Consider the following 9,659-nt stretch of genomic DNA (forward strand, 5'->3'; position numbering starts at 1 on the left):
GCCCCATGAAGTCCCCCTGTCCCCCCAGCTCGCGGAGCGGCTGCGGCTGCGTGCGGTGGAGGAGGCCCTGCCGCTCAAGTCGCTGCTCGCCGCGGCGCACGTGGCGGTGCTGCGGCGCGTGTGCGGCGCGGACGAGGTCGTCACCGGCGTGGTGTCCAACGGCCGTCTGGAAGAGGAAGGCGGCGACGAGGTCATCGGCGTGTTCCTCAACACGCTCCCACTGCGGGTCGACACGCGCACGGGCACGCTGCGCGACGCGGCCCACGCCATCTTCGCCCACGAGCGCGAGGCCACACCGCACCGCCGCTACCCGTTCATGCAGGTACAGCGGGACCTGGGCAACGCGCTGCCCCTGGACAGCTACGTCAACTTCATGGACTTCCGGCGGCAGTGGAAGGTCACCGGCCCCACGGGCGCGCTCATCCTGGACGGCGTGGGCGTGGCGGAGACGAACTACCCGCTCGCGGTGAACTTCCTCTACGACCCGGTGCAGGGCGGCCTGCGCTTGTGGCTGGACTGCGACATGGCCGCGCTGGACGCCGACTTCTGCGAGCGGCTCACCGGCTACTACCGCCGCGCGCTGGAGGCCGTCGCCGCCACCCCGCATGCCCGCTTCTCCGACGTGACGCTCGTGGACGCGGCGGAGCGCGAGCGCGTGGCACGCTGGAACGACACGGCGGTGCCGTACGACCGCGAGCTCACCGTCCACGCGCTCATCGAGCATCAGGCCCGCACGGCGGGAGACCGGGTGGCGCTCGTCCACCGCGACGTCACGGTGCGGTACTCGGAGCTGGACGCGCGGGCCCAACGATTGGCGGCCCTGCTGCACGCGAAGGGGGTGCGTCGCGGCGGCCGGGTGGGCGTGAGCCTTCCGCGCGGGCCCCAGCTCGTCATCGCGCTGGTCGCGGTGATGAAGGCGGGCGCCGCGTACGTGCCGCTGGATCCGGGCTACCCCCAGAACCGCCTGGAGTACATCGCCTCCGACGCGGACCTGGACGCGCTCGTCACCTGGCCCGAAGGCCCCACCGGACTGCCCGCTCGCGTGGTGGTGCACGTGGATGCGGGAGAGGCAGGCGCGGGGCCCGCGAAGGAGTGGAAGGCGGGCGCGGACGGCCACGACGCGGCCTATGTGCTCTACACCTCCGGCTCCACGGGCCGACCCAAGGGCACGGGGGTGCGCCACCACAACGTGGTGAACTTCTTCCTGGGCATGGACGCGCGCATCGGCTGCGGGCCCGACGACGTCGTGCTCGCGCTCACGAGCATGTCCTTCGACATCTCCGTGCTGGAGCTGCTCTGGCCGCTCACCCACGGCGCGCGGGTGGTCATCGCCAGCGAGGGCCTGGTGAACAACCTGGTGCGCGCGCCCGGCTCGGACGACGCGGAAGGCCAGTACGCCTTCGCGGAGCTGTGCCGCCGCCATGGCGTGACGCTCACCCAGAGCACGCCGTCCTTCCTGGCCGCCGTGGCCGCGGAGCCCGCCGCACTGGATTCACTGGCCAGCGCGCGCGCGGTACTCGTCGGAGGGGAAATCCTTCCGGCGGGGTTGGTGGAGCGCGTGCGCGCGCGGCTGCCCGGGGTGAAGCTGTTCAACATGTACGGCCCCACCGAGACGACGGTGTGGTCCACCGTGCATGAGGTGGACGTGGAGCACGACCCGCGCCAGGGCGTCATCCCCATTGGCCGGCCCATCGCGAACACGGACGTCCTGGTGCTGGATGCCGCGCTCGAACCCATGCCCATCGGCGTCGCGGGCGAGCTGTGGATTGGCGGCGAGGGCGTCAGCCTGGGCTACCTGAACCGCCCGGAGCTGACGGGCGAGCGCTTCGTGCCGCACCCCACGCGGCCGGGGCGCATGTACCGCACCGGGGACCGCGCGCGCTGGCGTGCGGACGGCGTGCTGGAGTTCCTGGGGCGCGTGGACCGGCAGGTGAAGATCCGCGGGCACCGCATCGAACCCGATGAGGTGGAGGGCGTGCTGTCGCGCCATCCGCAGGTGGCCTCCGTCGCCGTCGTCGCGGTGGCTCGCGCCAACGGATCCGCGGAGCTGGTCGCCTTCGTCGCACCGGGCCAGGGGCTGATGGACCGGGGCGCGGAGGACGCGCACGTGCGGCGCTGGGGTGAGGTCTGGGACGGCGCGTACACCGACCCGGAGACGGGCGCGCGCGGCACCGACCTGGACCGCGACTTCTCCGGATGGCTCAGCAGCTACACCGGCGAACCCATTCCCCCGGCCCAGATGCGCGAGTGGCTGGGCCACACCGTGGAGCGCGTCACCGCCCTGCGCCCGCGCACCCTGGTGGACGTGGGCGTCGGCGTGGGTCTGGTGCTCCGCCACCTGGCGCCCCACGTCGAGCGCTACCTGGGCCTGGACGTGTCGCCCGCCGCCCTGCGCACCGCCGCCGCGTCGCTGGGAAGCGGTCCCCTGCCCGCGCACGTCACGCTCGTGCACGGCGACGCGGGCCACCTGTCCACGCTGCCCGGGAACGCCGGCCACACGGTGGTCATCAACTCCGTCATCCAATACTTCCCGGGCACGGAGTACCTGACGCGCGTGCTGGACGAAGCGACGCGCGTGGCCGGCACCACCGGCTCCGTGTTCGTCGGCGACGTCCGGGACCTGGAGCTGCTGGAGGCCTTCCACGCGTCCGTGCAGTTGCACAAGGCGCCCGCGCTGATGCCCGCGAGGGACCTGGCCGCGGCGGTGGCCCGGCAGGTGACCGCCGAGCGCGAGCTGTGCCTGGCCCCGTCCTTCTTCCGCGAACACGCCGCGCGCGCCGGACAACCCGTGCGCCTGGAGCTCAAGCGCGGCCACGCCGTGAACGAGCTCACCTGCTTCCGCTACGACGTGACGATCGGGGGCGACGCACCGGCACCGGTGACGGACACGGTCGGCTGGGACACGCTCAGTGGGGACGCGGCGCTCGAAAAGAAGCTGGAGGCACCGCGCGGCGCCGGAGCGTTCGCGGTCACCGGCATCCCCAACCGGCGGCTCGTGCGTCCGCTGGCGCTGGTGCGACTGCTGCGCGACGCGGCGCCCGGGCAGACGGCCTGGGACGTGGAGCGCGCGCTCTGGGACGCGGATGAGGACGCCGCCGTGGATCCGGAGGACGTGGTGGCCCTGGCCAATCGCCATGGCCACACGGTGCGGCTGTACACCCCCGCGTCCGGACGCGCGGGCACGTTCGACGCCGTCTTCGAAGCGAAGGAGCAGACGCGATGAGTGACGCCCCCTCCCGCGCGGCGAACGCGCCGCTCATGTCCACCTCCGTGTCCGGGCTGCGCACCGCGCTGGGCACCTTCGCCCGCGAGCACCTTCCGGAGGTGATGGTCCCCACGCGCTTCGTCATCCTGGACACGCTGCCCAAGCTGCCCAACGGCAAGGTGGACCGCAGCCGCCTGCCGCTGGGCGACCCCTCCGAACCCTCCACCACCGCGCACGTGGCGCCCGCCACGCCGGAGGAGCTGCGCCTCGCGCAGCTCTGGCAGGAGGTGCTGGGCGTGGGCCGCGTCGGCGTGGAAGACAGCTTCTTCGACCTGGGCGGCGACTCCGTGGCGGCGGCGCAGATGGCCGCGCGCGTGAAGGAGGCCTTCGGGGTGGCCCCCGCCATGCGCCGCTTCTTCGAGCGCCCCACCATCGCTGAGCTCGTGCGGATGATCGGCGCGAAGACGGGCGGCACGTCCGCGCACGGTGGCAGTCCCCGCAGCCTGGCCAGCGAGGACCTGTGGGCCGAGGCCTCCCTCCCGGACGACATCCGCATCGCCCCGGACACCCTGCCTCCCGCGACCGCGCCCTACCGCACGGTGCTGCTCACCGGAGGCACCGGCTATACCGGCGCGTACCTGGTGCGCGAGCTGTTGGATCGCTCCGACACGCGCCTCTACGTGCTCGCGCGGGCGAAGGACGCGGCGGCGGCGCTGGAGCGCGTGCGCCAGAACCTCACCGGCTACGGCCTGTGGCGCGACGCCGACGCGGCCCGCCTCATCGGCGTGGCGGGGGACCTGGGCCGTCCCTACTTCGGCCTCACGCGCGCGGAGTACCTGACGCTGACCCGGGAGGTGGAGGTCATCATCCACAACGGCGCGCACTCCAGCTACGCGCTGCCCTACCCGCGCCTGAAGGCCGTCAACGTGCTGGGCACCCTGGAGGTGCTGCGGCTGGCATGTCGCGAGCGCGTGAAGCCGGTGCACTTCGTCTCCTCGCTCGCAGTGTTCCCCGGCCATCCGGGCCCGCAGCACTTCGCGGAGGCGGAGCTCACCGACCCTACCGGCGTCATGGGCGGCTACCGGCAGACCAAGTGGGTGGGCGACAAGCTCGTCTCGCTCGCGGGACACCGGGGCCTGCCGGTGTGCATCTATCGGCCGGGCCTCATCACCGGCGCGCAGGACACGGGCGCCTGCTCCACGGACACCTTCCTCAACGAGACGATGAAGGGCTGCATCCAGTTGGGCGCGGCGCTGGACTTCAACGTGCTGCTGGAGATGGTGCCGGTGGACTTCTGCGCCCGCGTCGTCGCGCACGTCGCGCTGAGCGGTCAGCGCCACGGCACCGCGTTCCACCTGCCCGGCGCCCGCACGGTGCGCTGGAGCGAGCTGGTGGAGATGCTGGACGAGTGCGGCTACCCGCTGCGGCGCGTGCCTTACGCAACGTGGTACCGCGAGCTGAGCGCGGCGGTGGAGCGCGGCGACGACAACGCGCTCACCCGCTTCCACCCGCTCTTCACCGAGGACACGCCGTCCGAGGACGTGGGGTACGCGGGCAGCGAGCCGCACTTCGACACCACGAACCTGCACGCGGCGCTGGAAGGTTCGGACATCCGGTGCCGCGAGGTGGATCCCGCCTTCCTGCGCCTCTACCTCGACTACTTCGTCTCCACTGGCTACCTGCCTCCGCCGCGAGCGCAGAAGGAAGGGTCCCATGCCCGCGTTTGAGCACGCCCCGCACATCACCGACCTGCTGCGCGAACACGCCCGCAGCCGCCCCGACCAGGAAGCAGTGACGCTGGTGCGCGAGTTGGACCGCGCGGACGGCGCCACCACCTTCAGCTACCAGCGCCTGGACCTGGAGGCGCGCCGGCTGGCCGCGTGGCTCCAGGAGCGCTTCCCCGAGGGCGAGCGCATCCTCCTGCTCTACCCGGTGGGCGTGGACTTCGTGGCGGCCTTCTTCGGCTGCCTCTACGCCGGGATGATCGCCGTGCCCGCACCGCTGCCCGGGCAGTACGCGCACCAGCGCCGCCGGGTCCGGTCCATCGCCCGGGACGCGGGCGTGCGCGCCGTCTTCACCGACAGCGTCCACGCCGCGGCCGTGACGGAGTGGGCCCAGGCCGAAGGCCTGGACGGGGTGACGGTGCTGGCCACGGACGTGCCAGGCGTGGGCGACCCGGAGGCGTGGCGGATGCCGCCCACGTCGCGCGACACGCTGGTGCTGTTGCAATACACGTCCGGATCCACGGGCGAGCCCAAGGGCGTGATGGTTTCGCATCACAACCTGTTGCACAACGTGGCCAGCTTCCAGCGCGCGCTCGGGTTCACGGACACCACGCGCTTCGGCGGTTGGATCCCGCTGTACCACGACATGGGGTTGATGGCGCAGCTGCTGCCGGCGCTGTTCCTGGGCAGCTCCTGCGTGCTGATGACGCCCAACGCGTTCGTCATGCGTCCGCACCTGTGGCTGCGGATGATCGACAAGCACGACATCGGCTATTCGGCGGCGCCCAACTTCGCGTTCGAGCTGTGCCGCCGCCGCGTCAGCGACGCGCAGCTCACGGGGATGGACCTGTCGCGCTGGCAGTTCGCGGCCAATGGCTCGGAGCCCGTGCAGGCGTCCACCCTGCGCGCGTTCGCCCAGCGCTTCGCCGCCGCGGGCTTCCGCGAGTCCGCCCTCTGCCCGTGCTACGGCATGGCGGAGGCCACGGTGTTCGTCTCCGGCCGTGCCCACCGCGCGCCCGTGGTCCAGCGTGTCGTGGCCGAAGCGCTGGAGCACCACGAGTACCGCGTCGCCAGTGAGGGGCAGCAGGCCCGGGAGCTGGTGAGCTGCGGCGTCCCGGAGGGCTACGACGTGCGCGTGGTGGATCCGACGACGCGCGCGTCGCTGGGTCCCGGCCACGTGGGTGAAATCTGGCTGAAGGGCGACAGCGTGTCGCGCGGCTACTGGAACAACCCCCACGCCACGGCGGCGAACTTCAACGCCGTCACCGCGGAGGGCGACGCGGGCTACCTGCGCACGGGCGACCTGGGCCTGATGCTGGACGGAGAGGTCTACGTCACCGGCCGCATCAAGGAGATGCTCATCACCCACGGCCGCAACCTCTACCCGCAGGACCTGGAGCACGAGCTGCGGGCCCAGCACCCGGAGCTGGCCACGCGCTTCGGCGCCGTGTTCACCGTGTCTCCGCCGGACGAGGAGGAGTCGGTCGTCGTCACCCACGAGGTGAAGGGCCGCTTCGACACGGAGGCGTACCAGCAGCTCGCCGCGCGCATGAAGACCACCGTGTCGCGGGAGTTCGGCATCCGCGTGGGGGGCGTGGTGCTGCTCAAGCCCGGCAGCGTGCAGCGCACCACGAGCGGGAAGATCCAACGCGCCGCCATGCGCACGCTGTTCCTGGCGAACGCGCTGCCCGCGCTCCACGAGGAACTGGACGCGCAGGTCACCCACGCCCGTCAGTCCCAGCCACAGGGCCCGCCTCCGGACCTGGACGCGATGCACGGCGCCGGAGAAGAGGAGCTGGCGGGATGAGTCCGGACACCGCCCACCCTCCCGCCGTGGCGCTGGATGCGCTGCTGCGCGGACTGGACACCGGGGACGGCCCCTTCGCACCCGCGCGGGTCGCGAAGCTGGACCGTGAAGAGGCCTTCCCGGACGCCGCGTGCCAGGCGCTGGAGGCCTTCGGTCTGGGCGCGCACTACGTGCCCACGCGGCACGGGGGAAGGCTCGCGCACTACCCCGAGCTCGTGGCGCTGTGGCGCACGGTGGCCCGGCGCGACCTGACCGCGGCCATCGGCCATGGGAAGACCTTCCTGGGCGGCGCGTGCACGTGGGTGGGGGGAACTCCGGAGCAGGCCGTGGCGCTCGGAAAGGACGTAGCCCGGGGCGCGCGCGTGTCCTGGGGGCTGACCGAACGGCACCACGGCAGCGACCTGCTGGCCGGAGAGCTGTCCGCCACACGCACGGCGGACGGCTGGCGGCTCAACGGCGAGAAGTGGCTCATCAATAACGCCACGCGGGGGCACCTGATGAGCGTGCTCGCGCGGACCGAGCCTATGGGCGGGCCTCGGGGCTTCAGCGTGTTCCTGGTGGACAAGCGCCAGCTTCCGGCCGGTGCGTTCCGCTGTCTGCCCAAGGAGCGGACGCACGGCATCCGGGGCGCGGACATCAGCGGCATCGTCTTCACCAACGCGGACGTGCCCGCCACGGCGCTGGTGGGGAAACCCGGCGGCGGCATCGAGCTGGTGCTCAAGGCCTTGCAGCTCACCCGCACCGTGGCGGTGGCCATGTCCCTGGGCGCCGCGGACCACGCGCTGCGCCTCACGGTGGACTTCGCGAAGGCGCACCAGCTCTATGAGCGCCGGCTGGTGGACCTGCCCCGCGCGCGGCGGCCCCTGGGCGAGGCCGCGACGCAACTGCTGCTCGCGGAGGCTGTGAGCACCGTGGGCAGCCGGGCCCTGCACGCCCTCACGCCCGAGGCGGGCCTCACCTCCGCGCTCACCAAGGCGTTCGTCCCCACCGCCATCAACGACATGATCTCGCAGCTGGCGGACCTGATGGGCGCGCGCTCGTTCCTCACCGACGTGTACGCGCACGGCATGTTCCAGAAGGTGGAGCGCGACCACCGCATCATCGCCATCTTCGACGGCAGCACGCTGGTGAACCGCAACGCGGTCATCAACCAGTTCCCCGTGCTCGTCCGGGCCTTCCGTCAGGAGCGGCGGGACGCGGAGGGACTGGCGACGGCGACGACGCTCAGCGCCCCGCTCCCCGAAGCAGACCTGTCACGCCTGGGCCTCGTCTCCACCGCCGGGTGCAGCGTCGTGCAGGGACTGCCCGCCGCCGTCGTCCGCCTCCAGGCACTGGTGGAGAGTGGCGCGCTGCCGAAGGGCGTCGCGTACCTGGCCCGAGCCCTGGCGCGCGCCACCGACGCCGTCCACCAGCGCATGGCCGCGCAGCCTCCGGCCCCGCGCGACGTGCCCCCGGAAGCCTTTCATCTGGCCGAACACTACGAAGCCTGCTTCGCGGGCGCGGCGTGCGTGCACCTGTGGCTGAACCATGCGAACCGGGCGCCGGAAGGCCCCCTGTGGCGCGACGCGCTCTGGCTCGAGGCCTGCCTCGTGCGGGTGCTGTCACGCCTGTCGCCGGAGGATCCGCCAGGAGACACGGGCGTCTTCGACCGGCTGGCCGACGTCGTGGTGGACACGACCGGCGTCTTCTCCCTGCTGGCGGACGCGCGGACGGAAGGTGCTTCGTGATGACCACCCCCCAAGTGGATCCGACCTCCGTGGAAGCGCTGGAGCAGCGCCTGGGCGACCCCTGGGACGACGCCAACCCGGTGGGCTTCTCCCAGGTGCTCGCCGCGGACGAGCGGGGAGAGCTGCTCGACGCGGGCGAGCACCTGCTGGACACCTTCGGCCTGGGCGCCGAGTTCGTCCCCGTGTCCGAAGGCGGTCGGCTGGCCAGCCTTCCCCGGCTCATCTCCCTGATGCGCGCGGTGTTCCGCCGCGACCCGTGCCTGGGCCTGGGCTACGGCGCCAGTTCGCTCATCGCGTCCGTCAACGTGTGGACCGCGGGCACCGCCTCCCAGCGCGACACCGTGGCGGACCTGCTGCTGCGAAAGCGCAAGCTCGCGTGCGGCTACTACGAGCTGGCGCACGGCAATGATCTGGCGCGCGTGGAGTTCGAGGCCCTGCCCTCCGGGGACGGCCTGCTGCTGAACGGCACCAAGCAGGTCATCTCCAACATCCACCGCGCGGACGCCGTGGTCCTCTTCGCGCGCACGCAGGCGGGCACGGGCAGCCGCAACCACTCGCAGGTGCTGGTGGACCTGACGCGCGCGCCGAGGGATCGCGTGACGCACCTGCCCCGCTTCCGCACCACGGGCATGCGCGGCGTGCCCCTGGGCGGGGTGACGTTCCGGGACTGTCCGGTGCCCTCGGACGGGGTGCTCGGCACGCCGGGCCAGGGACTGGAGACCGCGCTCAAGTCCTTCCAGGTGACCCGCGTCGCGCTGCCCGGGATGTTCCAGGGCATCGTCGACACGGGCCTGCGCACGACGCTCCAGGCCTCCAAGACGCGCACGGTCTACGGCCGCGCCGTGACGGACCTGCCCCAGACGCGATCGGTGCTCGCGGACACCTTCGCGGACCTGCTGTTGTGTGACGCCTTCACCACCGTGGCCGCGCGCGGCGTGCACCTGCTGCCGCGCGAGGCCAGCCTCACCACCGCCGCCGTGAAGTTCCTGGTGCCCCGCGTCCTGATGGACGCCATGGGACGGCTGTCCTCCGTGCTGGGCGCGCGCTTCTACCTGCGCGACGGCGACACCGCCGTCTTCCAGAAGCTGCTGCGCGACCTGCAACCCGTGGGCTTCGGCCACCTGGCCCGCGTCGCCGGACAGATGACGCTGCTGCCCCAGTTGCCCCTGCTCGCACGGCGCGGCTGGGCCCAACCC

5 protein-coding genes are annotated in these 9,659 nt (G+C 72.4%); all 5 read left to right on the forward strand.

Features of this window, described 5'->3' with window-relative positions; all coding sequences use genetic code 11:
- On the forward strand, positions 1 to 3,223 hold a 3,223-nt coding region (locus tag D7Y13_RS32205), incomplete at its 5' end, for a non-ribosomal peptide synthetase (RefSeq protein WP_120630879.1).
- Complete coding sequence (locus tag D7Y13_RS32210; protein ID WP_120585682.1) at positions 3,220 to 4,932, forward strand: thioester reductase domain-containing protein; 1,713 nt, start codon at positions 3,220 to 3,222, stop codon at positions 4,930 to 4,932. The genes D7Y13_RS32205 and D7Y13_RS32210, both read left to right, overlap by 4 nt.
- Positions 4,919 to 6,736, forward strand: coding sequence for a fatty acyl-AMP ligase (locus D7Y13_RS32215; RefSeq protein ID WP_120585681.1), 1,818 nt, complete (start codon positions 4,919 to 4,921; stop codon positions 6,734 to 6,736). The genes D7Y13_RS32210 and D7Y13_RS32215 overlap by 14 nt, the downstream gene beginning before the upstream one ends.
- Entirely contained in the window at positions 6,733 to 8,463 is a 1,731-nt protein-coding gene (locus D7Y13_RS32220; protein WP_120585680.1) for an acyl-CoA dehydrogenase family protein, read from the forward strand. The genes D7Y13_RS32215 and D7Y13_RS32220 overlap by 4 nt, the downstream gene beginning before the upstream one ends.
- On the forward strand, positions 8,463 to 9,659 hold a 1,197-nt coding region (locus tag D7Y13_RS32225; RefSeq protein WP_147452538.1), incomplete at its 3' end, for an acyl-CoA dehydrogenase family protein. The genes D7Y13_RS32220 and D7Y13_RS32225, both read left to right, overlap by 1 nt.

The organism is Corallococcus praedator, assembly GCF_003612125.1.
In the GTDB taxonomy this organism is placed as follows: domain Bacteria; phylum Myxococcota; class Myxococcia; order Myxococcales; family Myxococcaceae; genus Corallococcus; species Corallococcus praedator.